The organism is Vibrio sp. THAF64 (assembly GCF_009363455.1).
In the GTDB taxonomy this organism is placed as follows: domain Bacteria; phylum Pseudomonadota; class Gammaproteobacteria; order Enterobacterales; family Vibrionaceae; genus Vibrio; species Vibrio coralliilyticus.
Genome location: NZ_CP045355.1, coordinates 3,390,966 through 3,416,448 on the forward strand (window position 1 = coordinate 3,390,966; position 25,483 = coordinate 3,416,448).

Annotated in this window: 22 protein-coding genes and 1 rRNA gene; 11 read left to right on the plus strand and 12 right to left on the minus strand. The window is 47.7% G+C overall.

Annotated elements, in window-relative coordinates; all coding sequences use genetic code 11:
* Window positions 1–280: 280 nt before the first annotated feature.
* The 7 genes from FIU99_RS15860 to trxA form a co-directional block, all read right to left on the minus strand.
* Window positions 281–1,833, minus strand: a 16S ribosomal RNA gene (locus FIU99_RS15860).
* A gap of 473 nt (window positions 1,834–2,306) precedes the next feature.
* On the minus strand, window positions 2,307–3,020 hold the full coding sequence (gene fre, locus FIU99_RS15870; RefSeq protein ID WP_006957649.1) for an NAD(P)H-flavin reductase: 714 nt from the start codon (window positions 3,018–3,020) through the stop codon (window positions 2,307–2,309).
* Between the two features lie 14 nt (window positions 3,021–3,034).
* A complete protein-coding gene (locus FIU99_RS15875; RefSeq protein WP_006957648.1) occupies window positions 3,035–3,304 on the minus strand; it encodes a 2Fe-2S iron-sulfur cluster-binding protein in 270 nt (89 codons plus the stop codon).
* A complete protein-coding gene (gene ubiD, locus FIU99_RS15880) occupies window positions 3,301–5,157 on the minus strand; it encodes a 4-hydroxy-3-polyprenylbenzoate decarboxylase (protein ID WP_006957647.1) in 1,857 nt (618 codons plus the stop codon). The genes FIU99_RS15875 and ubiD overlap by 4 nt, the downstream gene beginning before the upstream one ends.
* A gap of 81 nt (window positions 5,158–5,238) precedes the next feature.
* A complete protein-coding gene (locus FIU99_RS15885) occupies window positions 5,239–6,234 on the minus strand; it encodes a hypothetical protein (protein ID WP_006957646.1) in 996 nt (331 codons plus the stop codon).
* A gap of 103 nt (window positions 6,235–6,337) precedes the next feature.
* Complete coding sequence (rho, locus tag FIU99_RS15890; RefSeq protein WP_004745495.1) at window positions 6,338–7,597, minus strand: transcription termination factor Rho; 1,260 nt, start codon at window positions 7,595–7,597, stop codon at window positions 6,338–6,340.
* Window positions 7,598–7,800: 203 nt separating this feature from the next.
* Window positions 7,801–8,127, minus strand: a complete 327-nt coding sequence (gene trxA / locus FIU99_RS15895) for a thioredoxin TrxA (RefSeq protein ID WP_006957645.1) — start codon at window positions 8,125–8,127, stop codon at window positions 7,801–7,803.
* A 112-nt stretch (window positions 8,128–8,239) separates the two neighbouring features.
* On the opposite strand from trxA, the gene rhlB reads away from it, so the two are divergent.
* Together rhlB and gppA are read left to right on the plus strand one after the other, a co-directional pair.
* Window positions 8,240–9,541: an ATP-dependent RNA helicase RhlB gene (rhlB, locus tag FIU99_RS15900; protein ID WP_006957644.1), complete on the plus strand. Its 1,302-nt coding sequence runs from the start codon at window positions 8,240–8,242 to the stop codon at window positions 9,539–9,541.
* A gap of 7 nt (window positions 9,542–9,548) precedes the next feature.
* On the plus strand, window positions 9,549–11,039 hold the full coding sequence (gppA, locus tag FIU99_RS15905; protein ID WP_006957643.1) for a guanosine-5'-triphosphate,3'-diphosphate diphosphatase: 1,491 nt from the start codon (window positions 9,549–9,551) through the stop codon (window positions 11,037–11,039).
* 66 nt (window positions 11,040–11,105) lie between these two features.
* Here the strand turns inward: gppA and FIU99_RS15910 are convergent, their stop codons facing one another.
* From FIU99_RS15910 to recQ, 3 genes are all read right to left on the minus strand, one after another.
* The gene (locus tag FIU99_RS15910; protein WP_006957642.1) at window positions 11,106–11,774 is read right to left on the minus strand and encodes a 7-cyano-7-deazaguanine/7-aminomethyl-7-deazaguanine transporter; all 669 of its coding nucleotides are present in this window, start codon (window positions 11,772–11,774) and stop codon (window positions 11,106–11,108) included.
* A 249-nt stretch (window positions 11,775–12,023) separates the two neighbouring features.
* Entirely contained in the window at window positions 12,024–12,344 is a 321-nt protein-coding gene (locus FIU99_RS15915; RefSeq protein ID WP_006957641.1) for a DUF3630 family protein, read from the minus strand.
* Window positions 12,337–14,172, minus strand: coding sequence for an ATP-dependent DNA helicase RecQ (gene recQ / locus FIU99_RS15920; RefSeq protein WP_006957640.1), 1,836 nt, complete (start codon window positions 14,170–14,172; stop codon window positions 12,337–12,339). The genes FIU99_RS15915 and recQ overlap by 8 nt, the downstream gene beginning before the upstream one ends.
* A 154-nt stretch (window positions 14,173–14,326) precedes the next feature.
* On the opposite strand from recQ, the gene rarD reads away from it, so the two are divergent.
* The 5 genes from rarD to tpx all read left to right on the plus strand — a co-directional run bounded on the left by rarD (window position 14,327) and on the right by tpx (window position 19,940).
* On the plus strand, window positions 14,327–15,241 hold the full coding sequence (rarD, locus tag FIU99_RS15925) for an EamA family transporter RarD (protein WP_039951214.1): 915 nt from the start codon (window positions 14,327–14,329) through the stop codon (window positions 15,239–15,241).
* Between the two features lie 71 nt (window positions 15,242–15,312).
* Entirely contained in the window at window positions 15,313–16,113 is an 801-nt protein-coding gene (locus FIU99_RS15930; RefSeq protein ID WP_006957638.1) for an AraC family transcriptional regulator, read from the plus strand.
* 63 nt (window positions 16,114–16,176) lie between these two features.
* Entirely contained in the window at window positions 16,177–16,845 is a 669-nt protein-coding gene (locus FIU99_RS15935) for a LysE family translocator (RefSeq protein WP_006957637.1), read from the plus strand.
* 95 nt (window positions 16,846–16,940) lie between these two features.
* Window positions 16,941–18,689, plus strand: a complete 1,749-nt coding sequence (ggt, locus tag FIU99_RS15940) for a gamma-glutamyltransferase (RefSeq protein ID WP_006957636.1) — start codon at window positions 16,941–16,943, stop codon at window positions 18,687–18,689.
* A 753-nt stretch (window positions 18,690–19,442) separates the two neighbouring features.
* Complete coding sequence (gene tpx, locus FIU99_RS15950; RefSeq protein ID WP_006957635.1) at window positions 19,443–19,940, plus strand: thiol peroxidase; 498 nt, start codon at window positions 19,443–19,445, stop codon at window positions 19,938–19,940.
* A 45-nt stretch (window positions 19,941–19,985) separates the two neighbouring features.
* On the opposite strand, the gene FIU99_RS15955 is transcribed toward tpx, so the two are convergent.
* Both FIU99_RS15955 and uvrD read right to left on the minus strand, forming a co-directional pair.
* The gene (locus tag FIU99_RS15955) at window positions 19,986–20,441 is read right to left on the minus strand and encodes a GAF domain-containing protein (RefSeq protein ID WP_006957634.1); all 456 of its coding nucleotides are present in this window, start codon (window positions 20,439–20,441) and stop codon (window positions 19,986–19,988) included.
* A 94-nt stretch (window positions 20,442–20,535) separates the two neighbouring features.
* Window positions 20,536–22,710 carry a DNA helicase II gene (gene uvrD, locus FIU99_RS15960; protein WP_029236297.1) on the minus strand — a complete coding sequence of 725 codons (2,175 nt, stop codon included), beginning with the start codon at window positions 22,708–22,710 and terminating at the stop codon, window positions 20,536–20,538.
* A 308-nt stretch (window positions 22,711–23,018) separates the two neighbouring features.
* Between uvrD and FIU99_RS15965 the strand changes: the two genes are divergently transcribed.
* The 4 genes from FIU99_RS15965 (at window position 23,019) to FIU99_RS15980 (ending at window position 25,442) form a co-directional block, all read left to right on the plus strand.
* On the plus strand, window positions 23,019–23,279 hold the full coding sequence (locus FIU99_RS15965) for a DUF2282 domain-containing protein (protein WP_006957632.1): 261 nt from the start codon (window positions 23,019–23,021) through the stop codon (window positions 23,277–23,279).
* Between the two features lie 71 nt (window positions 23,280–23,350).
* Window positions 23,351–24,211, plus strand: coding sequence for a DUF692 domain-containing protein (locus tag FIU99_RS15970; protein WP_006957631.1), 861 nt, complete (start codon window positions 23,351–23,353; stop codon window positions 24,209–24,211).
* Window positions 24,208–24,969: a DNA-binding domain-containing protein gene (locus tag FIU99_RS15975; RefSeq protein ID WP_006957630.1), complete on the plus strand. Its 762-nt coding sequence runs from the start codon at window positions 24,208–24,210 to the stop codon at window positions 24,967–24,969. The genes FIU99_RS15970 and FIU99_RS15975 overlap by 4 nt, the downstream gene beginning before the upstream one ends.
* Window positions 24,970–24,986: 17 nt before the next feature.
* Complete coding sequence (locus FIU99_RS15980; RefSeq protein WP_006957629.1) at window positions 24,987–25,442, plus strand: DoxX family protein; 456 nt, start codon at window positions 24,987–24,989, stop codon at window positions 25,440–25,442.
* Window positions 25,443–25,483 lie beyond the last annotated feature (41 nt).

Genomic DNA, 25,483 nt, shown 5'->3' on the forward strand with positions numbered 1-25,483 from the left:
GGGTCTTCTGTTTAAACAACCAAAGTTGTCTGCCATTATTTAAACATGATGCAGACTCGATTTTGCCGGACTCAAATTTCCAAGAACACTTGAATGTGTGTTGGTACCTAATTCAAAGAATTAGGATTTGAGAACTTTTATTGAATAACAACGCATCTCAAAGAGATGGGGATTGTTGTTATTCGTCAGCTTTCCAAATTGTTAAAGAGCAATCATAGCTCGAAGCTTGCGCTTCAAAACCATCAATCTGTGTGGACACTCATCGTGAATAATCATCGTATAAGGAGGTGATCCAGCGCCAGGTTCCCCTAGCGCTACCTTGTTACGACTTCACCCCAGTCATGAACCACAAAGTGGTGAGCGTCCCCCCGAAGGTTAAACTACCCACTTCTTTTGCAGCCCACTCCCATGGTGTGACGGGCGGTGTGTACAAGGCCCGGGAACGTATTCACCGTAGCATTCTGATCTACGATTACTAGCGATTCCGACTTCATGGAGTCGAGTTGCAGACTCCAATCCGGACTACGACGCACTTTTTGGGATTCGCTCACTTTCGCAAGTTGGCCGCCCTCTGTATGCGCCATTGTAGCACGTGTGTAGCCCTACTCGTAAGGGCCATGATGACTTGACGTCGTCCCCACCTTCCTCCGGTTTATCACCGGCAGTCTCCCTGGAGTTCCCGACATGACTCGCTGGCAAACAAGGATAAGGGTTGCGCTCGTTGCGGGACTTAACCCAACATTTCACAACACGAGCTGACGACAGCCATGCAGCACCTGTCTCTCAGTTCCCGAAGGCACAAGACTGTCTCCAGTCTCTTCTGAGGATGTCAAGAGTAGGTAAGGTTCTTCGCGTTGCATCGAATTAAACCACATGCTCCACCGCTTGTGCGGGCCCCCGTCAATTCATTTGAGTTTTAATCTTGCGACCGTACTCCCCAGGCGGTCTACTTAACGCGTTAGCTCCGAAAGCCACGGCTCAAGGCCACAACCTCCAAGTAGACATCGTTTACGGCGTGGACTACCAGGGTATCTAATCCTGTTTGCTCCCCACGCTTTCGCATCTGAGTGTCAGTATCTGTCCAGGGGGCCGCCTTCGCCACCGGTATTCCTTCAGATCTCTACGCATTTCACCGCTACACCTGAAATTCTACCCCCCTCTACAGTACTCTAGTCTGCCAGTTTCAAATGCAATTCCGAGGTTGAGCCCCGGGCTTTCACATCTGACTTAACAAACCACCTGCATGCGCTTTACGCCCAGTAATTCCGATTAACGCTCGCACCCTCCGTATTACCGCGGCTGCTGGCACGGAGTTAGCCGGTGCTTCTTCTGCAGCTAACGTCAAATGAATGCGCTATTAACACATCCACCTTCCTCACTGCTGAAAGTACTTTACAACCCGAAGGCCTTCTTCATACACGCGGCATGGCTGCATCAGGCTTGCGCCCATTGTGCAATATTCCCCACTGCTGCCTCCCGTAGGAGTCTGGACCGTGTCTCAGTTCCAGTGTGGCTGATCATCCTCTCAGACCAGCTAGGGATCGTCGCCTTGGTGAGCCATTACCTCACCAACTAGCTAATCCCACCTGGGCATATCCTGACGCGAGAGGCCCGAAGGTCCCCCTCTTTGAGCCGAAGCTATTATGCGGTATTAGCCATCGTTTCCAATGGTTATCCCCCACATCAGGGCAATTTCCCAGGCATTACTCACCCGTCCGCCGCTCGACGCCGTTATCGTTCCCCGAAGGTTCAGATAACTCGTTTCCGCTCGACTTGCATGTGTTAGGCCTGCCGCCAGCGTTCAATCTGAGCCATGATCAAACTCTTCAATTTAAGATTTTGTCGGCTCAATGAATACTGAACATTACATAAAGTAATGTTTGAATTGACTGTGCTGAATCCGAAGATTCAATGGTCACTTCGTATCATTGAAACCTAATTTGAAGCCGAAGCTTCTAATTGGATTATCATCAACGAGTGCCCACACAGATTGATAGGTTTATATTGTTAAAGAGCTGTGCTTTTCAAGAAACTTTCTCTCAAAGCGGAGGTGCATTCTAGCGAGATAATTTGAAGAGTCAAACACTTTTTCAAACTTATTTTCTCAGAAGCTTTTCACCTCTCCAACACTGCTGAAGCCTTGTGGCGTCTGCCGTGTCAGTGGAAGCGCATTATAGGGAGTCCTTCTGATAGCGCAAGCCCTTTTTCAAAAAAAATTGAAAAAACTCATCGTTCGTTGAAAATGTGTTCAAAACAACAAAAAAGAGGGCAAAAAGCCCTCTTTTATCTATCTATTTCATTCAGTTTTAAATGAATGCGTACGCGTCAGCAAACATACGATCGCTGTTAGCGCCTTTGTTCTGGGTAAATTGTTCACGAGCCGCACCCGCCATTTCAAAACGTCCAGCAATGTAGATGTCATATTCTGCAAGAGAATCAAAATCGTCACTAACGGCTTGAAGCACGTTTCCGACTTTGCCTTGCCATTCAGAAGTAGCTTCTTCTACCACTGGAATAAAATGCACGTTGCTGAACTGTGCTGCGATACCATCCAGTTCGTCCTTAGCATATAGTTGGCGTTCATCCCGGCCACCCCAATAAAGGTGGATTTCATTGGTCTTATTTTGAGCTACGCAGTGGTCCAATATCGAACGTACGTAACTAAAGCCTGTACCACCAGCAATCAAAAGTAGAGGGCGTTCGCTCTCTTCTTTAACCCAGGCATCGCCATGAGGCGCATCAATACTGATGTCACCATCATTTTCTAATGCGTTTTGCATCGCTTCGACAACTTCAAGAGCATACGCGTTATGCTCTGCTGCACCAATGTGAAGCTCTAGCTCGCCTTCATGACGGCAAGGGCTGCTTGCAATAGAGAATGGACGTTTATCTTTTTCTCCCATCACAACCATTAGATACTGGCCGGCTTTAAAGCTGACTGGTGTCTCTGGATGCAACAGAATTCGATAGGTATTACAAGCTAACGGCTCAATAGACTTTACTTTACATTGGATGGTCATGTTATTCCTCTTACTTACTCCTCAAAAGTAAGTACCAAATTACTTTCTGCGAAGGCCTGACAAGCAAACACCCAGCCTTGTTGCTGCTCTTTCTCTGTGAGCATTGGCTCAAGCTGATAAGTGACTCGACCTTCTATTTTCCGACACAGACACGCTGCGCACGCTCCCACTTGGCAACGGTTTGGGAAGCTGATGTTATGGTTGAGCGCAGCTTCCAATACCGTTTCCCCTTCCTGCACATCGAATTGTATATTCTGCGGCTGCAAGGTCACCAAATGGCTCATAATATTCCCAGCTTACTCCATTTTGCATCGACCTGCGCAACTAACTGAGAATCTTTCTTGATTGGGATGCCCCACTCTCGCTGGACTTCTCCCTCAAACTTGTTGGTCGCATCCAAACCTAACTTAGAACTGCGACCTTCTTTTGCTTCTATTTTAACGGTGTCACGATTAGGGTCCATTCTAGTGGTGATCGCCCAGATAATGTCATTCCAATCGTGCACATCGACGTCATCATCGCAGAGAATAACAAACTTGGCATCCGTATACTGCTTGAGAAACTCCCACACACCATTAAGCACCGCTTTCGATTGCATAGCGTGTGTTTTCTTCATCGAGACCACCATGAAGCGATCAGCGCCAGCAGATTCTGGTAAAGCAATATCAACAATTTCTGGGAATGCCTGACGAAGTTGTTGTAACTGCTCATCCGTAATCGCTGTTTGGCTTGCGGATGTTAACTCTGGGTCAGAGGCCTTTTCGGCATCCCATTTAATCGTTGCATCCAAGCCCATCTTAGAGCCAAGCCCTACAACCGGTGAGGCGAAGTCGAGAGAATCAATAGGCGTGTTGTCAATCATTAAGGTATCGCGAACAGGTTCCATATGCTCACACATGGCCTTCACGACATCATCCCAACTTCGCGCATTGACACTTTCATCGCACACTACAACAAACTTGGTGTACATAAACTGGCGAAGGAAAGACCATACCCCCATCATGACTCGCTTAGCATGCCCTGGGTATTGCTTTTTCATCGTCACCACCGCCATGCGGTACGAACAGCCTTCAGGCGGTAGGTAGAAATCTTCAATCTCGGGAAACTGCTTTTGCAGGATAGGAACAAACACTTCGTTTAACGCTACACCCAATACAGCAGGTTCATCTGGCGGACGTCCTGTGTAAGTGCTGTGATATATCGGGTCCTTACGCATGGTGATATGCGTAATGGTAAAAACATGGTGTTTTTCTTTTTCGTTGTAATAACCAGTGTGGTCACCATAAGGCCCTTCGTCCGCATACTCATTCGGGTCAATGTAACCCTCAAGCACGATCTCTGCACTGGCAGGCACTTCAATGTTATTACTCACAGATTTAACCACTTCAGTTTTACTGCCTCGAAGCAAGCCCGCAAACGCATACTCAGATAAGGTATCTGGTACTGGTGTTACCGCGCCTAATATAGTGGCTGGGTCAGCACCAAATGCGACTGAAACAGGGAAAGGCTCTCCCGGGTTGGTTTTCATCCAGTCACGCAGATCAAGGGCGCCACCACGGTGTGCTAGCCAGCGCATGATGATTTTGTTCTTACCAATTTTCTGCTGACGGTAAATTCCAAGATTCTGGCGCTTTTTATGTGGCCCTCGAGTCACGGTTAACCCCCACGTAAGCAGAGGCGCGACATCATCTTGCCAACAACTCATCACAGGGATTTTATCGAGATCAACTTCGTCACCTTGCCAGACAATCTCCTGACAGGCAGCTTTACGTAACCTTTTGGCTGGCATGTTTAAGACTTGTCTAAAAACAGGCAGTTTCTCTAACGCGTCTTTAAAGCCACGTGGTGGCTCGGGCTCCTTAAGATAAGCCAACAATTTGCCCACTTCACGCAAATCTTTGACGTCTTCACGACCCATACCTATCGCAACCCGTTCAGGAGTGCCAAACAAGTTGGTCAGCACAGGCACATCGTAGCCAATGGGATTTTCAAACAACAATGCCGGGCCACCTGCACGTAAAGTACGGTCGCTAATCTCTGTCATTTCATAATGTGGATCGACAGGCTCGGAAATGCGTTTAAGCTTCCCTCCCTGCTCAAGGTGGGCGATGAAGTCGCGTAAATCCTTAAAACTCATAGGTCTTCTGTGACTGATTAAAGTGCAAGCAGTATAACAAAAAGAGGGATCTTCCGATCCCTCTTTTCTATAAGGTTATTTTTATTGTGATAACACGTTCAAAATCGCGCTGCTGCGTACTTTTTGATTATGGCTGGCGAGCTCTTCTAGCCATGAGGTGTAACCTTGATTTGCCAGCTCTGTCGCTACCATTGAAGCTTCATCACGAATTGCCATTCTGTCGATCAAAAACGCTTTGACCTCATCCGTCATGGGTTTGATACGAGTTAGCTCTTTAATGGCTTGTTCTTTAAGGCTCGGGTTATGAGAAGCGAGCATGATCTGATTCACCGAGAATTCATCGCCGACCTTTGCCAAACGACTCAGCTCGGACTGGCTTTGAAAATCGGCACGCATCAACCAAAGCAGTTTGTAAACATCAGGGTTTTCACTCACCTGAGCTAAACGCACCATCACCTGTGAGGATGGCAGCCAACTGGTCACAGCCTCTCCGGTAAGTTGAACCACTAAACCTTGTACTGCTTCTGGCGATAAGCTGTCTAACTCACGAATCAGTAACGCTTCACGCGCTTGGATTTGGTAATCACTACCCGACAACCACTGCTTTAGATCCAGCTCGCCACGTTCTGCACTCAACACAAACTCAAGTGTCGACTGATCTTGCTGCCACTGTTTCAGTAAACGGCTGGCGATGGCTGGATAGTTAAAGGCAGGAATGGAAAACTCATAGCCATCACCTCTTTCCAACACTTGATAGGTTGGAACCATAGCTTTTTGGTGCTCGACGAACAAAGCCATTTTTGGCGTCAAGATGACGTTTTGATCTTCAATTTTTTTGAGCAGTAGGAAACGCGCCACTTCTTGTTGAGGAAGCGACAGTCTTTCGAGGGCGAAGTTGAGTGAGTCGATATTATCTTCGACAGCATATTGGAGCAGTTCTGCAACTTTCAGATGAATCTGCTTATCCTGAAGTAACAGCTCAGCTTTTTCGGGCTGCATTTCCTTCGCAGCAACCGTTGGCGCTCCAATCAATAAAGATGTGCATAGGAGAACCGACGACAACATTCCTTGTTGCATGTTAACCTCCTCTTAACATTCTCGCTCATTGTGAGGCCAATCAAATGAGAATGCAAACAAAAACGCCACCGACAAGGTCGATGGCGTTTGGAGTCACAAATTCTTACTGGCGACGCATGGCATCAAAGAACTCATCGTTGGTCTTCGTCATGGCTAACTTATCGATTAAGAACTCCATCGCGTCGATCTCACCCATTGGATGAACAATCTTACGCAGAATCCACATCTTCTGAAGCTCTTCATTCTTAGTCAGAAGTTCTTCACGACGAGTGCCTGAACGGTTGAAGTCGATGGCAGGGAAAACACGTTTCTCAGCAATCTTACGGTTCAGGTGGATCTCCATGTTACCTGTACCTTTAAACTCTTCGTAGATAACTTCGTCCATCTTAGAACCAGTATCAACTAGAGCTGTTGCTAGAATCGTCAGGCTACCGCCTTCTTCTACATTACGTGCCGCACCGAAGAAGCGCTTAGGACGGTGCAGTGCGTTTGCATCCACACCACCAGTAAGAACTTTACCTGATGAAGGAACAACTGTGTTGTATGCACGTGCTAGACGAGTGATAGAGTCAAGCAGGATAACCACGTCTTTCTTGTGTTCAACAAGACGTTTTGCTTTCTCAATAACCATCTCAGCAACTTGTACGTGGCGAGACGCTGGCTCATCAAACGTTGACGCAACCACTTCACCTTTAACCAGGCGTTGCATCTCGGTAACTTCTTCAGGACGTTCGTCGATAAGAAGTACCATTAGCTCACATTCAGGGTGGTTGTAAGCAATGCTTTGAGCAATGTTCTGCAGCAGCATTGTTTTACCCGCTTTTGGCGGAGCAACAATCAGACCACGCTGACCTTTACCAATTGGTGAAGCCAGGTCAAGAACACGTGCAGTAATATCTTCAGTCGAACCGTTACCACGCTCCATCACCATACGCTCGTTTGCGTGCAGTGGCGTCAAGTTTTCAAATAGAATCTTGTTACGCGCGTTGTCTGGCTTGTCATCGTTAACTGTATTGACTTTTAACAGAGCAAAGTAACGTTCGCCATCTTTCGGTGGACGAATCTTACCTGCAATGGAATCACCCGTACGTAGGTTGAAACGACGGATCTGACTTGGAGAGACATAGATGTCATCTGGGCCTGCCAAGTAAGAACTGTCTGCACTGCGCAAGAAGCCAAAGCCGTCTTGAAGTATTTCCAGAACCCCGTCGCCAAAAATATCTTCACCACTTTTCGCGTGTGCTTTAAGGATGGCGAAGATAATGTCTTGCTTTCTTAGACGCGCCAGGTTTTCAAGGCCTAAGCTTTCGCCAAGTTTGACAAGATCAGACACAGGTCTGTTCTTCAGTTCTGTTAGATTCATTGTGGTGGATACTTTTTTAGTCAAAATAGGATCTGTTATTTAGTTAAGATGAATTTTGGTCACAGGATCGACCAAGAAGAGAAACTTGTTTATTTAACGTGCGATAAATTAGCACTAAATACTAGCCTAGTCTAGATTTTGTTAGGCTTCAAAAACAAAACCGTGCATTGAAGTGAATGCACGGTCTTATCAGAACAACCCAATTATAGGTTAGCGTCCAAAAACTCTTTTAATTGAGTCTTAGACAGCGCGCCTACTTTGGTTGCTGCCACGCCACCATCTTTGAAAAGTAGTAGCGTTGGGATACCACGAATACCAAATTTAGGTGGAGTACCTGCGTTTTGGTCGATATTCAGTTTACCGATAGTGAGTTTGCCTTCGTACTCTTCGGCGATTTCGTCCAGGATAGGAGCAATCATCTTACAAGGACCACACCATTCTGCCCAAAAATCAACAAGAACCGGGCCTGCAGCGTTTAGTACGTCGGCTTCAAAACCGTCATCAGTTAGCTGCAAAATCTTATCACTCATCTTCCACTCCAATGTGTTTTTTCGGAACTGGTTGGATGATAACCAGTATTTAGATGCCCTATTGGAATGTATTTACTTTCGTATTGCAAGCTTAAGCTGATATTCTATAGCCATGAAAAAGACGCATATCACAGAGCAAAAGTTCGCCGATTTGGGTTTACACCCCCAAGTTGTTGAAGGTTTGAAGAAAAAAGGGTTCGAGTTTTGTACCCCAATTCAAGCCTTGGCGTTGCCGGTACTGCTCACCGGCCAAGACATTGCAGGTCAGGCTCAAACAGGGACAGGAAAAACCCTGGCTTTCTTGACTGCTACTTTTAACCATCTTCTGAACACACCAGAGCACGAAGGTCGCAAGCCGACTCAACCACGTGCGATTATCATGGCACCGACCCGTGAGCTGGCAATTCAGATTTACAATGATGCTGAACCTCTGGTTGCAGAAACCGGCATTAAAGCTGCGTTAGCTTACGGTGGCGAGAGCTACGACAAGCAACTTGCTAAGTTAGAGCAAGGTGTGGACGTGCTAATCGGTACCACAGGTCGCATCATCGACTTTTACAAGCAGCGTGTCTTCAACCTGAACAATATTCAGGCTGTTGTGCTTGATGAAGCGGATCGCATGTTCGATCTTGGTTTCATCAAAGACATTCGTTTCCTATTCCGTCGTATGCCAGAACCAAAAGAGCGCTTGAACATGTTGTTCTCTGCGACTCTGTCATACCGTGTTCAAGAGCTGGCTTTCGAACATATGCACAACCCAGAACACGTTGTGGTGGAGCCAGAAGTCAAAACAGGTCACCGCATTCAGGAAGAGCTGTTTTACCCGTCTAACGAACACAAAATGTCTCTGCTACAGACTCTTATCGAAGAAGAGTGGCCAGAGCGTGCGATCATCTTTGCCAATACCAAACACAAGTGTGAATCCGTATGGGGTCACCTAGCGGCTGATGGCCACCGTGTTGGTCTATTGACGGGTGACGTACCTCAGAAAAAGCGCGAACGCATCTTAGAGCAGTTCACTAAAGGTGAAGTTGACCTGCTAGTAGCAACAGACGTGGCAGCTCGTGGCCTTCACATCCCTCAAGTGACCCACGTGTTTAACTTCGACCTACCAGACGATTGCGAAGATTACGTACACCGTATCGGCCGTACGGGTCGTGCAGGCGCAAGTGGCCATTCAATCAGCTTTGCTTGTGAAGACTACGCCATCAACCTACCGCCAATTGAAGAGTACATTGAGCACACCATTCCTGTTTCAGATTACGACCCAAGTGCACTGATCGAAGATCTACCAGCACCGCTACGTATGCGTTCTAACCGTCCGCAACAACGTCGCACCAATACTGGTGGCTCACGCTCAGGCAACCGTCGTAACAACAACCGCTCTCGTCAACGTCACCAAAAGGATTCTTAAGTCGTCTATGAGCCAAGCAGTTTCTTCCCCGCTCTACGCAGCCATCGACCTCGGGTCGAACAGTTTTCACATGCTCGTTGTGCGTCACATTGATGGCAGCGTTCAGACTATGGCAAAAATTAAACGTAAGGTTCGTCTTGCCGCTGGGTTAGACGACAACAACGCTTTAAGCCAGGAAGCCATGCAACGCGGATGGGACTGCTTGAGTCTATTTGCAGAGCGACTTCAAGATATTCCAACCCAAAATATCCGCATTGTGGGCACCGCAACACTGCGCACCGCCACCAATGTGGATATCTTTCTTGAGAAAGCAAACCAGATTCTTGGTCACAAAATTGAAGTGATCTGTGGCGAAGAAGAAGCAGCCACTATCTATAAAGGGGTTGCCCACACATCTGGCGGCAGCGGTCGTCGTTTGGTGGTCGATATTGGCGGTGCCAGTACCGAACTTATTATCGGTGAAGGTTTCGAAGCCAAAGCACTGACCAGCCTGAAAATGGGTTGTGTTACTTGGCTGGAACGTCACTTTAAAGACCGCCAGCTCACCGTAACCAACTTTAATAATGCAATTGAAGCGGCTAAAGAAACGCTGAAACCTATCCTTGAGCAATACACTCAAATTGGTTGGGACGTGTGTGTCGGTGCTTCTGGTACGGTTCAGGCTTTGCAGGAAATTATGCTGGCACAAGGTATGGACGAGGTCATTACTCACGCCAAACTCAAGCGTCTGCAAAAACAAGCCATGCTAGCGGATCATTTGGAAGAACTTGAGATTGAAGGGCTAACGCTAGAACGCGCATTGGTCTTCCCAAGCGGTCTTTCGATTCTCATCGCTATCTTTGAACTGCTTGAAATTGATTCGATGACACTGGCTGGCGGCGCACTGCGCGAAGGCCTAGTGTATGAAATGGTCGATGAACTCAAGCAAGACGACATTCGTGCTCGTACAATTGCCAGTGTTCAAACCCGCTACCAAATTGATACGGCTTACGGTCAGCAGGTGGCCACCTTAGCCAGTAAATTGCTTGAGCAATGTGAAGCTGAGTGGATTGCTGAAGCTCAGGGCAGCGTATTGCTAGAGACAGCGGCTAAGCTGCATGAAATCGGTCTGACGATTGATTTCAAGAAAGGCGGCGAGCACAGTGCCTACTTGCTACAAAACCTGGATCTACCGGGTTATACCCGAGCACAAAAGCACTTTCTTGGTGAAGTATCACGTCGTTATCGCGAGCAACTGACTTCTCTACCAGAGCAACATGCGCTGTCAGGTAACAGCGCCAAACGCGTATTACGTTTGCTACGTCTCGCGGTTTTGCTGACCCATCGTCGCAATCCGGATTTAGAGCCGAACATCGCGCTTCAATCACAAGGCGATAAGCTCACCCTGACGGTTGCTGACCAGTGGCTGAAAGCCAATCCTCTGACTGCGGCCGAGTTAGAGATTGAAGCCAACCGTCAGAGTGACATTGGCTGGCCTTTGAGCATCATTGCCAACTAACTAAAGAACAAATAAAAAGCCCGACAAGATAACTTGTCGGGCTTTTTTGTTTTCGAGGAGCGAACCTTACTTAGCGCCAATCACTTTAAAGTCAGGATTAACGGCTGTGAGCTTCTTAACCAAGTAATTCAGCAGCACACCATACATAGGCACAAACAGACCTAAGCTGATCACTAGTTTGAATCCATAATCCACCAGCGCGATTTCGGTCCAGTGCTCCGCCATAAATGGATCTGGGCTTTGGTAAAACGCAATGGCAAAGAAAGCAATAGTATCCAGCGCGTTACCAAACAAAGTGGAACACGTTGGGGCAATCCACCACTGCTTCATCTGGCGCAGGCGATTAAACACATGCACGTCTAGGATTTGCCCTAGCAAATACGCCATAAAGCTCGCAATCGCGATACGCGCGACAAACAGATTAAATTCACCTAAATGTGAGAAACCTTGAAATTGCCCTTCAAAAAACAACACTGATAAGCCATAGGACACTGCGAGCGCTGGTAGCATCACCAAGAAAATAATCTTACGCGCAAGTTGGGCACCAAAAATTCGTACTGTCAGATCGGTCGCTAAAAAGATAAACGGAAAAGTGAAAGCGCCCCACGTGGTGTGAAAACCAAAGATGGTAAAGGGAAGCTGAACCAGATAATTACTCGACGCAATAATGATCAGGTGAAACAGAACTAACAAGAAAAGGGCTTTGCGCTGCTGCGCAGGGGTAAAGTTACTCATGCGATACCTTTTTAGTTTGGTTTGGGGGTGAGGGAACCCAAAGCGAATCTCTTCCAAGCCACGGAAAGACTCTTACCAATAATGTTAAATGAATTTAGATTCGATATTCAGCACAGTCAAAGTCCCAATAACAGAGGCTCAAGCCATCTAAACAAGTGAAACTTCAAATATGATAAATACCGCGGCGGGCGATTATACATTAACCAACATGAGTCGCAACAACTAGACTTTATGCAATCGTTGACTTAGTTAAAAACCACGTTGGAACAAGCCCGCAAGGTAGTCTAGCTCTTCTTTGCTGTCTTCGATGGCTAACGCTTCTAACCAGATGCTTTCACTGTAATGTTCGGACTTGAGAAACAGCTGACACCCCTCAAAATCAATCAACCACGAATGAATGTCGGCGTCCCATTGCTTTTCAATCACAGACGCAGAGAGGAGTTTTATCAGCTTATCGGCCAGTTGAGGAAAACTATCAAAATCAAAACGCGGAGCTCGAATGATGATACGCCCTTCTTGCGCTTGATACTCAAGTAAACCAAATTCCGTTTGCTGCACTGAATCAACCATGATGAGTAATGTGCTCCTGAATTAAATCTAAGAATGGATCCGCGTATTTCTCTAACTTACGTTGCCCTACTCCATTGACCGCTAGCATTTCACCATAAGAGGTTGGCAAAATTTCCGCCATATCAATCAAGGTGGCATCACTGAATACCACGTACGGTGGTAAACCATCTTCATCGGCAATCGCTTTGCGTAACTTACGCAACTTGGCAAACAGCTTTTTGTCGTAGTTTTTACTGGTGAGTTTGTCGGACTTAGCCGCTCTTGCGGCGGTATCCAGACGAGGCACGGCTAATTCAAGAGCGGTATCGCCACGCAATAGTGGGCGCGCTTCCTCAGTAAGCTGTAAGGTCGAGTTGCGAGTAATGTTCTGGAACAACATCCCTTTATGGATCAACTGACGAAAAATACTCACCCAGTAATCGTGACTGTTTTCACGCCCAATACCATAGGTAGTGAGCTTGTCGTGGCCATTTTCACGGATGCGGATATTCTGCATTCCGCGCAGGACTTCAACCACATACCCCATACCAAAGCTCTGATTAACTCGGTAAACACAAGACAACGCTTTACGTGCCTGCTCGGTGGCATCAAAATGCTTGGGCGGGTCCAAACAGATATCGCAGTTGCCACAAGGCTGCTCACGGTACTCACCAAAATAATTCAACAGCACCTGACGACGACACGTCTGCGCTTCAGCAAAAGCACTCATCGCATTGAGCTTATGCGCTTCAACCTGCTTTTGTGGCCCATCGTCTTTTTCATCCAACATCCGCCTTAGCCAGCTGATGTCCGCTGGGTCATACAGCATCATCGCTTCCGCAGGCAAGCCGTCCCGACCTGCGCGACCAGTTTCCTGATAGTAGGATTCAATGTTGCGCGGAATATCAAAGTGAACCACAAAGCGCACGTTAGGTTTGTTGATCCCCATACCAAACGCCACCGTCGCGACCACAATTTGGATATCATCACGCTGAAATGCTTCTTGCACATAAGCGCGCTCGTCTGCCTCTAAGCCAGCATGGTAACTGGCGGCACGAATATGGTTGTTGCACAGTTTTTCCGTCACCATTTCAACTTTCTTACGGCTACCGCAATAGATGATGCCGCAGTTGCCTTTCTGCGTGTCGAGAAAACGGATCACCTGAGAAATTGGTTTGTGTTTCTCAACCAAGGTGTAACGGATGTTGGGGCGATCGAAACTGCTTAGGTGGATATGCGGCTCGTTCAATTGCAGACGATGCATGATGTCATTGCGCGTCGCATCATCGGCCGTCGCCGTCAGCGCCATAAAAGGCACATGAGGAAAGTGCTGTTTGATCTGGCCGAGCGACGCATATTCAGGTCTGAAATCATGTCCCCACTGAGAAATACAGTGTGCTTCGTCAACGGCGATCATGGACAGCGATAGGCTTTCAAGACGCTCAATAAAGTCACGCATCAGCACACGCTCAGGTGACACATACACTAGCTTCAACTGGCCTGACTGCATTCGATTGTAGACCGAAATCAACTCATCGCGGGGCATGGAAGAGTTGACACACTCTGCCGAAACACCATTTGCTTTAAGCTGATCGACCTGATCTTTCATCAGTGATATCAGAGGAGAAATCACCAGTGTTAAACCGCCACGAACTAAGGCCGGAACCTGATAGCAGAGTGATTTACCGCCACCCGTCGGCATGATGACCAAACTATCCTGACCGTTTACGGCTGCTTCAATGACTTCTTGCTGACCATCTCGAAACGACTGATAACCAAACACATCCTCCAGTATGCTTTGTGGAGTCGGTGAAGGATCAGATTGTTCGGCAAGCAGTGTCGCGGTCATTGATATCTCGATTGAGCAAAGAGTGGGGAAATGCAAAGGGCACATTGTAGTAGTGTTCGGATGTGAATAAAACCGCAAATTGCTAGGTGATTAACTGACTCATTCGTATACTGGATGCTTCCTTTTGCAAAAATCATCCTTTGAGTAAACGTCAATGACACCAGAAGAACAGCAAAGAGCACGGCAAGGCGTCCTTCTCGCCATAGGTGCCTACACCATGTGGGGCATTGCACCGATCTATTTTAAAGCCATTAGTGAGGTTTCACCGTTTGAAATCCTCAGCCATCGAGTGGTGTGGTCTTTTGTTCTATTAGCGGTATTGCTACATGTAGGTCGTCGCTGGCGTGGTGTACGAGATGTGATTCGCTCCAAAACCAAAATGCTGTTTCTGGTTTCTACCTCACTACTCGTGGGAGTGAACTGGCTGATTTTTATCTGGGCGGTAAATGCCAATCACATGCTAGATGCCAGTCTCGGTTACTACATCAACCCTCTGATTAATGTGCTGCTCGGCATGTTGTTCTTAGGCGAGCGGCTACGTAAATTGCAGTGGTTTGCTGTGGCACTGGCAGCTTGTGGTGTGATGGTTCAGCTGATCGCTTTTGGCTCTGTGCCTACCGTCGCCATTGCTCTGGCACTGACATTTGGTTTTTACGGACTATTGCGTAAGAAAGTCAGCTTAGATGCTCAAACGGGCCTATTCATTGAAACACTGGTAATGCTGCCTGCCGCAGCGGTGTATTTATTGTGGATTGCCGATTCTCCGACTTCCGATTTTTCAGCGAACCCGATGAACCTAAACCTACTGCTGATCTCCGCTGGTGTTATCACCACTTTGCCGCTGTTGTGTTTCACTGGCGCTGCCACACGCCTTAAGCTCTCAACTCTGGGCTTTTTCCAGTACATTGGCCCAAGCCTGATGTTCTTGCTGGCGGTACTGGTGTACGGCGAGGCCTTTACCACAGACAAGGCCATCACCTTCGCCTTTATCTGGGGCGCGCTAGTGGTCTTTAGCTTCGACGGCCTTAAAACCAGCAAGCAATCACGCAAAGTTGCAACGGCAAAGTGATCGTTTTTTACAAGACAATGTGACACAGCCGATATAAGCTTGGTGAAAGTTTCACCAATCTTTTTTGTTTTATGGACCAGGTCAACTATCACACGACACAGAATAAAGAGATTAGCCTGATTGAAGCCAACTATCAGAAGTTTGCCTTTCAGCGCCACTATCATCTTGATTTTCATATCGGGTTGATCACACACGGCCAGCAAAAATTCCATTATCAAGGTCAGAGCCACAATGTTGGCGCCGGGCAAATTGTCATCATGCCACCGGATGAACTGCATGACGGGCGCTCTATGCTCGACAGTGGCTATCAAGTGCGCGTGTTCTCCGTCGAGCCGGAATGGTTCAGTGAATTAGCCGAGCTGAAACAAAACAGCGCTCAGATCCAATTCAATCAGTTGATTGTCTCCGATTCGCGCATCTTCAATCCTCTCGCTCAGTTGCACAGTGCGTTAGCCGATAACCAACTCAGTCAGCTGGCGAAAGACTGCCTGCCTTACGAAGGCTTCGAACAGCTTTTCACCCATTATGGTGCTCTGGAGCAAAAGCCTGTTGTCCCGCTAGGTAATCAGTCAGTCTCAACGTTAAAAGACTATCTGATGGAGAATCTGGCGCAGCCAGTCAGACTTGAACAACTCTCCCAGCTGTGTGACCTCAGTCCAACGCAGTTCCAGCGTCACTTCAAAGCCAAAGTTGGTCTGACACCTTACGCCTGGCTGAGCCGCCTGCGCTTAGAGCAAGGTTTTAAATTGCTCAAAAGCGGTGTCTGCGGTACCGAAGTGGCACACCAGATTGGTTTCTACGACCAAGCCCATTTCAGCAAAGCGTTTAAAGCCACTTATGGTGTTCCCCCTTCTAAGGTTCAGTGCCAATAATTTACAATCATTACTCTTTCGAACAGGGCACAATCCGGTCATCAATTATCAAAGAGCCTTACCATGAACGAACTGACCATTCTTGCCACGTTAGCCACTGTCCACTTTATCGCTTTGATGAGCCCTGGGCCGGATTTCGCGCTAGTGGTACAAAACGCAACACGTTATGGTCGCCAGACGGGCTTATACATTGCGCTTGGCTTGTCGTTTGGCATTCTGCTTCACTCTGTACTGAGCCTAACGGGCGTCAGCTACCTTGTTCACCAGCAGCCGACTTTATTTGCGGTGCTGCAACTCGCTGGCGGTAGTTACTTATTCTACCTAGGCTACGGCGCACTCAAGGCCAGTTGGTTAACACTACGTAATAACAAGCAAAACGACGAGCCGCCCGCTCAAACCAGCTTATTACTGAACAACAAGCGTCAGGCTTTTTCGCGCGGCTTTGCCACTAACATCCTCAACCCAAAGGCGTTGGTATTCTTTGTCAGCCTGATGTCGAGCTTAGTGCCAGCCAGTATGTCATTAACCGGCAAAGGAATGGCGTTGGTCATTCTTTGGGGGCTGTCTTTGCTATGGTTCTCGTTTCTTGCTTGGGCCTTATCAACTCAACGTATGCAGAGAAAAATTCATTCTCTGGCCGTATATATCGATAGCCTTTGTGGCGTGCTATTCACACTTATCGGCCTAAGCATTTTGTGGCAATCCCTGTCCGCCCTGCTTTCAAGTGTCTAAAATTTGATTCGAGATTACATTTTCATAACAAATCCTTAGACTCAAAGTTACTCCACTGTCACTCTTGTCGCTGCATAAATAACAAGGAGAACAAGATGCAGTGGAAACATACTTTCCTAACGACGTGCCTATTATTAACGTCCGTTGGTGCTGCCGCGAATCAGGCTGCCGATTCAGTTGCCCCAGAACACAGTAGTGGCTTAGAACAAAAGCAACTGGTTAAGGCCAAAGACTGGATGGTCACCGCCGCCAACCCGCTCGCGACACAAGCGGGCGCTGATATCCTCAAGCAAGGCGGCAACGCTATCGATGCTATGGTTACCACTCAGCTCATGCTGGGTCTGGTTGAACCGCAATCCTCAGGGATTGGTGGCGGCGCCTTCTTGGTTTACTGGGATGCCAAAAAGCAGCAGTTAACGACTTATGATGGCCGTGAAACTGCGCCTTTAGCCGCAACCCCTCGCCTTTTCCAAGATGAGAAGGGCGAACCGATGCAGTTTTACGATGCCGTCGTAGGTGGCCGTTCTGTCGGTACGCCAGGTACCGTAAAACTGATGTGGGATACTCATCAGAAATACGGCAAGCTTGAATGGAAAAAGCTGATTGAGCCTGTGGTCGAAGTCGCTAAGAACGGTTTTACCATCAGCCCTCGTCTAGCAACCTTAATTGAGAAAGATGCAGAGCGCCTGTCGCGTTTCCCTGCCACAAAAGCCTATTTCTTTAATAGTGATGGCTCTGCCAAGCAGCAAGGCACATTACTAAAGAATCCTGAATACGCGGCGACTCTCGAAGCCATCGCCAAAGGTGGTGCAGATGCCTTTTATCAGGGCAAGATTGCAAGCGATATTGTCAGTACCGTTCAGTCAGCCGCTGGCAACCCGGGCGTACTGGCACAAGCCGATTTCGATGCTTACCAAATAAAACAGCGCCAACCTGTCTGTTCCGCTTATCTGAGCTACGACATCTGCGGAATGGGTCCACCAAGTTCTGGCGCCCTTACCGTGGGTCAGATTCTGGCGATGACAGAGCAGTTTGATCTCAAAAACTGGGGCCCTGATAACGCCAAATCTTGGCAAGTTATCGCCGATGCTTCACGCTTAGCCTTTGCAGACCGTGGCATGTACATGGCCGATGAAGATTTTGTCCCTATGCCAACTCAAGGTTTGATCAACTCAGACTACCTTAAACAGCGCGCGAAACTGATCACGCCAGGGAAAGCACTCGAGTCAGCACCAGCGGGCACACCACCTTGGGACTACGCTCAGCGCCAAAGCCGTGATGAATCCATCGAACTGCCATCTACCAGCCACTTCAATGTGGTTGATAAAGAGGGCAACGTAGTGTCGATCACCACCACGATTGAGAACGCGTTTGGTTCACGCTTGATGACCAATGGGTTCCTGCTCAACAACGAGCTGACCGACTTCTCGTTTCGTACCCACAAAGATGGCTACCCTATCGCCAACCGCTTAGAGCCGGGCAAACGCCCTCGCTCCTCAATGGCACCGACCATCATCATGCAAGACGACAAACCTTACATGGCGATCGGCTCTCCAGGTGGCAGCCGCATCATCGGTTATGTTGCCCAAGCGATCATTGCTCACACGCAATGGGATATGGATATTCAACAAGCCATCAACCAGCCACACTTACTGAATCGCTTCGGTACATTAGATATTGAGCAAGGTACAGAGGCAGAAAAGTTCAAATCGGAGCTGGAGAAAATGGGTTTCGAAGTGAATATTCGTGACTTAAATTCTGGCCTACACGCAATTCTATTCAAAAATAATGAATTAGAAGGCGCTGCAGACCCAAGACGCGAAGGTGCCGCTATCGGCCAATAGCGTCGATCTGCTCACCGGCTTGTGCGAGATCTCTTACAGGCTGGTGAGCAAAAATAGCTTTTTTAGTGAGAGTATTACAACTTATCGTACATATCCTATTGTAATAAAAGGAAATGTTCTAATTTTGACCAAACTTTTATTCAATAAGTCAAATTCTGTGCTATTGCTGAAAACCGTCAAAAACGTAATATTAAACCTGTCGGAAGGATGCTGACACGGAACAGGAATTACCACGGATTTGGTAATCTTCAGGAAGAAGATACGGTTGCTCAGGATGAACAATCGGCAAGGATAGCGAATAGGACATTGAACGGACTCAATAGTAACTAGGATGGTTGCTACTAGGGATGGGAAATGGACACCTCTGGACGAGGAAAGGACTTATCATCAGGATGATGAAAAGGACACCGCTCAAGGAACAAGCGAAGTGAGCTAACGAGGATTGTTAGCAGACCAGGATAGGGTCAAGGACACCGCTAGGATGGCGATGAATGGACTAAGCTGAAGGACATCAGCATACTATCAAGGATTTGATGCATGGAGCACTTCTAGTAGCCGGATTGCTGCGAGTAAGACTATAACCCCGATGGGCGCAAGCCCTCGGGGTTTTTCTTTATCTGCGTCTCTAAAAATTCATCAAGATTTACTCGCATCTAACTTTTGACATTTTTTTTGTTCCCCACCAACCACGTGCTAGGTTAACGTCGTGATGTAAGTTCAATCACGATAAACACTATCAATAAGGAAGAAAAAATGAACAAGGTAACATTTCAGGGCAACCCAGTTCCGGTATCAGGCGAATTTCCACAAAAAGGCACTCAGGCAGCAGACTTTGCTCTGACAGCCGGCGATTTGTCTGAGCTGACGCTATCGTCGCTGCAAGGCAAAAAAGTCATCCTGAATATTTTCCCAAGTATAGATACGCCAGTATGTGCTCAGAGTGTTCGTCACTTTAATGAGCAGGCAGCAGGAAAAGACAATGCAGTGGTAGTTTGTATCTCAGCAGATTTGCCATTTGCCGCGGGCCGCTTCTGCGAGGTTGAAGGCATTGAAGGGGTTCAGCATGCCTCAACGTTCCGTTCACCACAGTTCGCTCAAGACTACGGTGTCGCAATCTCAGAAGGTCCATTAGCAGGCCTGACAGCACGAGCGGTAGTTTGCCTAAATGAAGAAGGTTTGATCACTCATTCACAGCTTGTCAGCGAAATCACTGAAGAACCGGATTACCAGTCAGCACTTGCTGCGATCTAAGTCCCTCAAGATCCAAAAGAGCGGCTCATCGCCGCTCTTTTCATTCTATAACAACTGCTCAATTCGAAGCTTAAGCTGATTTAAGCGCTCAATAGCACTAGGCTCTCCCTCAGCGAAATCGAACGCTTTATCATTCAGTGCACACACCGTACCAATCGCTTCTCCGCGATGCATGATAGGCAATCCGTAATAGACGCCTAAACCAAACTTCACCAGATCTTCGTTGCCTCGCCACTCTTCATCTGCCGCCGCATCTGCGACAAGTAAAGGCGATTGAGTATCCACAACCCGCTCGCAGTAAAGCTCATGACAACCGGGCTGGACGCTCTTAGGCCCTGCATCTCCGGCGTTATAAATGGGTTGTTGGTTGGCAGCAAAAACAATCATGGTTTCTGGTGTCGACTCCATGATCAATAGAGAGTGAAGACCAAACTGCTGAGCAATGGCATTAAGTTCAGCAGTTAGATCTTGTTGGTGGTTCGCCAACTGTTTGAACGGCATAGCGATTTCCTCTTATCAGACGTTGCCTACCTATTATTTAAACAAGCTCGACATAAGAGCAAAATTTAACCGCCAGAGTGTGAGCAAGATAAAATTAGAGCTTTTCCAACTTAGCGTAAGCCGTCACCAACCATTTGATGCCTTCACCATTGAATGCGACTTGAACTCGGCTCTGTGGACCACTGCCTTCAAAATTGATGATCGTCCCTTCACCAAATTTTGGATGCATCACCCTTGCACCTAGGCTAAAGCCAGTTTCATTGAAACTCTCTTTGACCACAGTCTGACTGAAACGCCCCGAGCTTGCTGGGCGACTGACCTGCGCTTTCATACGCACTTCATCTAAGCAGCCTTCTGGCAATTCACGAATAAAGCGCGACGGTTTATGGTATTTGTCCTGACCGTACAAGCGACGCATCTCAGCATAAGTGATGTAGAGTTTCTCCATCGCACGTGTCATCCCCACGTAGCAAAGTCGGCGCTCTTCTTCTAAGCGCCCAGCTTCTTCAGCGGACATCTGACTTGGGAACATCCCCTCTTCGACGCCGACCATAAACACCAGTGGGAATTCCAGACCTTTTGCACTGTGCAAGGTCATCAGTTGCACCGCATCTTCGAACTCATCGGCCTGACCTTCACCCGCCTCAAGCGCGGCGTGGGTCAGGAATGCCGTAAGCAAGGTCATTTCTTCTGCTTCTTCCGGCTTTTCGAACTGACGCGTTGCCGTTACCAACTCTTCCAAGTTCTCAATGCGTGCTTTGGACTTTTCACCTTTTTCCTGCTCGTACATAGCGAACAAGCCGGAGTATTTGATCACGTGGTCGGTCTGCTCATGCAGAGACATTTCACAAGTATCATCCTCCAGCGCGCTGACCAGCTCAACGAAACGGCTTAACGCCCCCGCCGCTCGACCAGCCAGAACTTGCTCATCGAGCAAAGCAACACTCGCTTGCCACATGGTGCAACCACGATCCCGCGCTGCAAAACGAATCGTCTCTAAGGTTTTGTCCCCGAGCCCACGTGTTGGTGTATTAACCACGCGCTCAAACGCCGCGTCGTCATTGCGGTTTGCCATCAATCTTAGATAGCTCAGCGCATCTTTGATTTCCTGACGCTCGAAGAATCGCATGCCACCGTAGATACGATATGGCAAGCCAGCCTGAATTAACGCTTCTTCCAATACACGAGACTGGGCGTTGTTACGGTAGAGCATGGCGGCATCATTCAGTGCACCACCTTTTTCCTGCCATTCTTTAATCTTGTTGACCGCGAAACGGGCTTCATCCAACTCGTTGTAAGCAGAGTAAACCGAGATAGGCTCACCTTCGACGCCATCAGTCCATAGCTCTTTACCCATACGCTCGGTGTTATTGGCAATCAGAGTGTTGGACGCTTCAAGGATGGTTTTGGTCGAGCGGTAGTTTTGTTCCAGACGAATGGTGTTTACGCTTGGGAATTCGCGGGTGAACTTCTCAATGTTTTCAATCTTAGCACCGCGCCAACCATATATAGACTGATCATCGTCCCCTACAATCATCACGTGTGACTCTGGACCAGCCATCATTCGCAGCCAAGCGTATTGAATGTTGTTGGTATCTTGGAACTCATCCACCAAGATATGTTTAAAGCGTGCCTGATAGTGCTCGCGGACAAATTTGTTATCACGCAACAACTCATGAGCACGCAGAAGAATTTCGGCGAAGTCGACCAAACCCGCACGGTCACACGCTTCCTGATAAGCCGTGTAGAGCTGCAGATAGGTTTTAGTCACAGGATCGTGGTAAGCGTCAATATGATTTGGACGCAGACCTTCGTCTTTCTTGCCGTTGATCCACCAGCTCACTTGACGTGCTGGCCACTGCTTTTCATCCAGATTTTGCGCTTTGATGAGACGACGCAGCAGTCTTTGCTGGTCATCCGTATCGATGATCTGAAAATCTTCCGGCAATTTAGCATCAAGGTAATGCGCGCGCAGAATACGATGACAGATACCATGGAAGGTGCCGTTCCACATCCCAGAAGCACTGCCCATCATCAGCTCTTCAATACGGCCTCGCATTTCCGCTGCGGCTTTATTAGTAAACGTCACCGACATAATGGAAAAAGGAGACGCCTGCTCCACCGACATCAGCCACGCGATACGGTGCACCAGCACCCGGGTTTTACCACTCCCCGCGCCCGCTAGGACAAGTAAATTTTCAAGTGGAGCGGCAACGGCTTCACGCTGCTTATCGTTGAGGCCGTCAAGAAGTAATGAAGGATCCATTATGAGTTCAGCTACTGGTTATCTATACATGAAAATCGATTATAACCTAAACACCCTGCCTATTTCAGAAGAAAAAACACAAATTTTTTATGTTGCATTTTCTTTATAAAACATAGCCTTAAATAAACAAAACCAATAATAATGCGTTTTTTTATATTTTTTCTGAAAGTTTATTTGCGCTTTTTCTATCCTTTTAATTAAGCAAGTTGATGAATTAGCTTGTGAAAAATACCCAAGTGACCTCTAAAGAACCGTTTTGACGGAGATTACTTGGGTATTCACTAAGAAAGGAAAAGTCTGAGGAAATTACTATGAAAAAGTCTAATCTTGCTGTTACTGCTGCTGTTACTGGTCTACTAGCTCTAGGTGGCACAATGCTCACTGCAGCACCTGCTGTTGCTGCAGAGAAAGAGAAATGCTACGGCGTTTCAAAAGCAGGTAAAAATGATTGTGCAACCAAAACCAGTTCTTGTGCAGGTACTGCAAAAGAAGATAACCAGAAAGATGCCTTCGTAGTCGTTCCTAAAGGACTATGTGGCAAGCTAGCTGGCGGTAGCACTCAGTCTTCTTAATAGATTGGATAAGGCGACCTAGGCTCAACCCGGTCGCCTTTATTTTTGTTTTACTCGCATAGGAAGAGTTCGTGAATAAGGACAACTACCACGACCAGGTGGGTGTAGGACTGCGCTCTCCTCATATCGATTATTTCACTGACAATAAGCCCGCCTTATCTTGGTTGGAGATCCACAGTGAAAACTACTTTCAGCCCTACTCACCAGCCAGACAAAGCCTGCGCAAACTGATGGATGACTACCAGATCAGCTGTCACGGTATTGGTTTATCACTGGGCAGCGTTGAAAGAGTCAACCCTAATCACCTTAAACAACTCAAATCGCTCATTGATGAGGTCAACCCATTTTTGGTCTCCGATCATCTCAGCTGGAGTGAAAATGGCGGCCACTATTTCAATGATCTTCTGCCACTGCCTTATACAGAAGAAGCCTTGGAAGTGTTTTGTCGCAATGTCATCGAAGTTCAGGATTATATTCAGCGCCCAATGCTGATAGAAAACCCATCGAGCTACGTGAAGTTTGCTCACTCTACGATTGACGAGTGGGAATTTCTGGCTGAAGTACAGAAGCGCACCGATTGCCGACTACTGCTTGATCTCAACAATATTCACGTTTCCGCCTTTAACCACGGTTTCGATAGCCAGACCTATATCAACGCGATTCCCGCCGATAAAGTCGATGAAATTCATTTGGCAGGCTTTACGATTAAGCAGTTGGAAAAAGGTGAAATCTGGATTGATACCCACAGCCAACCTGTTTCTGATGAAGTGTGGACACTATACGAACAATGGCTGGCGACTCACGGTCCGCGCCATACACTGATTGAATGGGATCTGGATATTCCTCAGCCTGACGTGTTACTGGCAGAATGCCATAAAGCCAGTGAGAGGCTGATTCAGTTTGACGCTCTGCAGGGGAGAAAGGCGTCATGACTCAATCTCTAGCAGAACTGCAAAAAAACTTCGCCAGCGCTCTGCACTATCAGGCGACGGGTGATGCCTGTGATATCTGCTCTGATACCTTCAGTGCCGACGAACGAATGCAGATTTACCGCAACAATTTCATCATCAGCTTAAGCGAAGTACTTCAGGCTACTTACCCTATGGTACTGGCGCTGGTGGGTGAAGAGTGCTTTGAACAATTAGCTCGTCAGCATGTGCTCAACCACCCTCTTCGTTCTGGTGACGTGACTTACTATGGTGAACATTTCGTGACTACCATAGAAGCCTTCCCTGCAGTGGTTGAGGCTGCGCCTTATGCTGCGGATGTGGCACGTTTTGAATGGCAAATCGACCTATCTCAACAGCTTCAAGGTGGTGTCAAAACACCAGAAGCTATTTTGCCAATTGCTCGCCTAGCGGAAGTCGCAGAGCAGCAGCAGCCTTACATCCATTTTCATCTTTCGCCCGGCACTTTGCCTTTTCATTCGCCCTACGCGGTGTACTCGCTGCGTCTGGCCATTGAGAATAATGATTTCGAACAGCTGACGCTCAATCAGGCCGAATATGGCGTGATCATCAGTCAACCCGACGGTCAATGTTGGACTATGTCGCTCGATCAGCTGCCTTTTGAACTGCTTCAGTATCTCAGCTCAGGTTGCACGCTAGGGGAAATCCCTGAAACGCACCTACCTTATCTGGGAGTACTACTGGAGAACCAGTTAATTTCTGGGTTTTCTCTCGCCCAATAAGAATAAGGATTGTTACTATGTCTAACGCAATAAAAAACATGATCGAGAGCTACGACGCCTTAGTCGATAAAGCCCAATGCGTCTTTGTGCCACTGCTGCTACTGTTTTGTCGACTCTGGGTTGCCTGGGTCTTCTTCAATTCTGGCCTAACTAAAATTGCTTCTTGGGACAGTACTCTGTACCTATTTGAGTACGAATATCAGGTGCCAATTTTACCTTGGGAGCTGGCCGCTTACATCGGTACCGCCGCCGAGCTTATTCTGCCTGCTTTCTTAGCATTCGGCCTGTTGACCCGCCCAATGGCGGCCATCTTGTTCGTATTCAATATCATTGCCGTCGTTTCCTACCCGCTGCTGTGGGAGAAAGGCTTCTACGACCATCAGCTCTGGGGCCTGATGATTCTCAACGTCGTAGTCTGGGGACCGGGCTTGGTTTCTCTGGATAAGCTGCTTAAGAGTAAGCTACAAGGTTAAACCCAATACAAAAACGCCCTCCTAATTGGAGGGCGTTTTTA

Excerpts from the sequence above, each read along its gene's own strand:
- fre (WP_006957649.1), bottom strand. The coding sequence starts at position 3,020 with ATGACCATCCAATGTAAAGTAAAGTCTATTGAGCCGTTAGCTTGTAAT.
- FIU99_RS15875 (WP_006957648.1), bottom strand. The coding sequence starts at position 3,304 with ATGAGCCATTTGGTGACCTTGCAGCCGCAGAATATACAATTCGATGTG.
- ubiD (WP_006957647.1), bottom strand. The coding sequence starts at position 5,157 with ATGAGTTTTAAGGATTTACGCGACTTCATCGCCCACCTTGAGCAGGGA.
- FIU99_RS15885 (WP_006957646.1), bottom strand. The coding sequence starts at position 6,234 with ATGCAACAAGGAATGTTGTCGTCGGTTCTCCTATGCACATCTTTATTG.
- rho (WP_004745495.1), bottom strand. The coding sequence starts at position 7,597 with ATGAATCTAACAGAACTGAAGAACAGACCTGTGTCTGATCTTGTCAAA.
- trxA (WP_006957645.1), bottom strand. The coding sequence starts at position 8,127 with ATGAGTGATAAGATTTTGCAGCTAACTGATGACGGTTTTGAAGCCGAC.
- rhlB (WP_006957644.1), top strand. The coding sequence starts at position 8,240 with ATGAAAAAGACGCATATCACAGAGCAAAAGTTCGCCGATTTGGGTTTA.
- gppA (WP_006957643.1), top strand. The coding sequence starts at position 9,549 with ATGAGCCAAGCAGTTTCTTCCCCGCTCTACGCAGCCATCGACCTCGGG.
- FIU99_RS15910 (WP_006957642.1), bottom strand. The coding sequence starts at position 11,774 with ATGAGTAACTTTACCCCTGCGCAGCAGCGCAAAGCCCTTTTCTTGTTA.
- FIU99_RS15915 (WP_006957641.1), bottom strand. The coding sequence starts at position 12,344 with ATGGTTGATTCAGTGCAGCAAACGGAATTTGGTTTACTTGAGTATCAA.
- recQ (WP_006957640.1), bottom strand. The coding sequence starts at position 14,172 with ATGACCGCGACACTGCTTGCCGAACAATCTGATCCTTCACCGACTCCA.
- rarD (WP_039951214.1), top strand. The coding sequence starts at position 14,327 with ATGACACCAGAAGAACAGCAAAGAGCACGGCAAGGCGTCCTTCTCGCC.
- FIU99_RS15930 (WP_006957638.1), top strand. The coding sequence starts at position 15,313 with ATGGACCAGGTCAACTATCACACGACACAGAATAAAGAGATTAGCCTG.
- FIU99_RS15935 (WP_006957637.1), top strand. The coding sequence starts at position 16,177 with ATGAACGAACTGACCATTCTTGCCACGTTAGCCACTGTCCACTTTATC.
- ggt (WP_006957636.1), top strand. The coding sequence starts at position 16,941 with ATGCAGTGGAAACATACTTTCCTAACGACGTGCCTATTATTAACGTCC.
- tpx (WP_006957635.1), top strand. The coding sequence starts at position 19,443 with ATGAACAAGGTAACATTTCAGGGCAACCCAGTTCCGGTATCAGGCGAA.
- FIU99_RS15955 (WP_006957634.1), bottom strand. The coding sequence starts at position 20,441 with ATGCCGTTCAAACAGTTGGCGAACCACCAACAAGATCTAACTGCTGAA.
- FIU99_RS15965 (WP_006957632.1), top strand. The coding sequence starts at position 23,019 with ATGAAAAAGTCTAATCTTGCTGTTACTGCTGCTGTTACTGGTCTACTA.
- FIU99_RS15975 (WP_006957630.1), top strand. The coding sequence starts at position 24,208 with ATGACTCAATCTCTAGCAGAACTGCAAAAAAACTTCGCCAGCGCTCTG.
- FIU99_RS15980 (WP_006957629.1), top strand. The coding sequence starts at position 24,987 with ATGTCTAACGCAATAAAAAACATGATCGAGAGCTACGACGCCTTAGTC.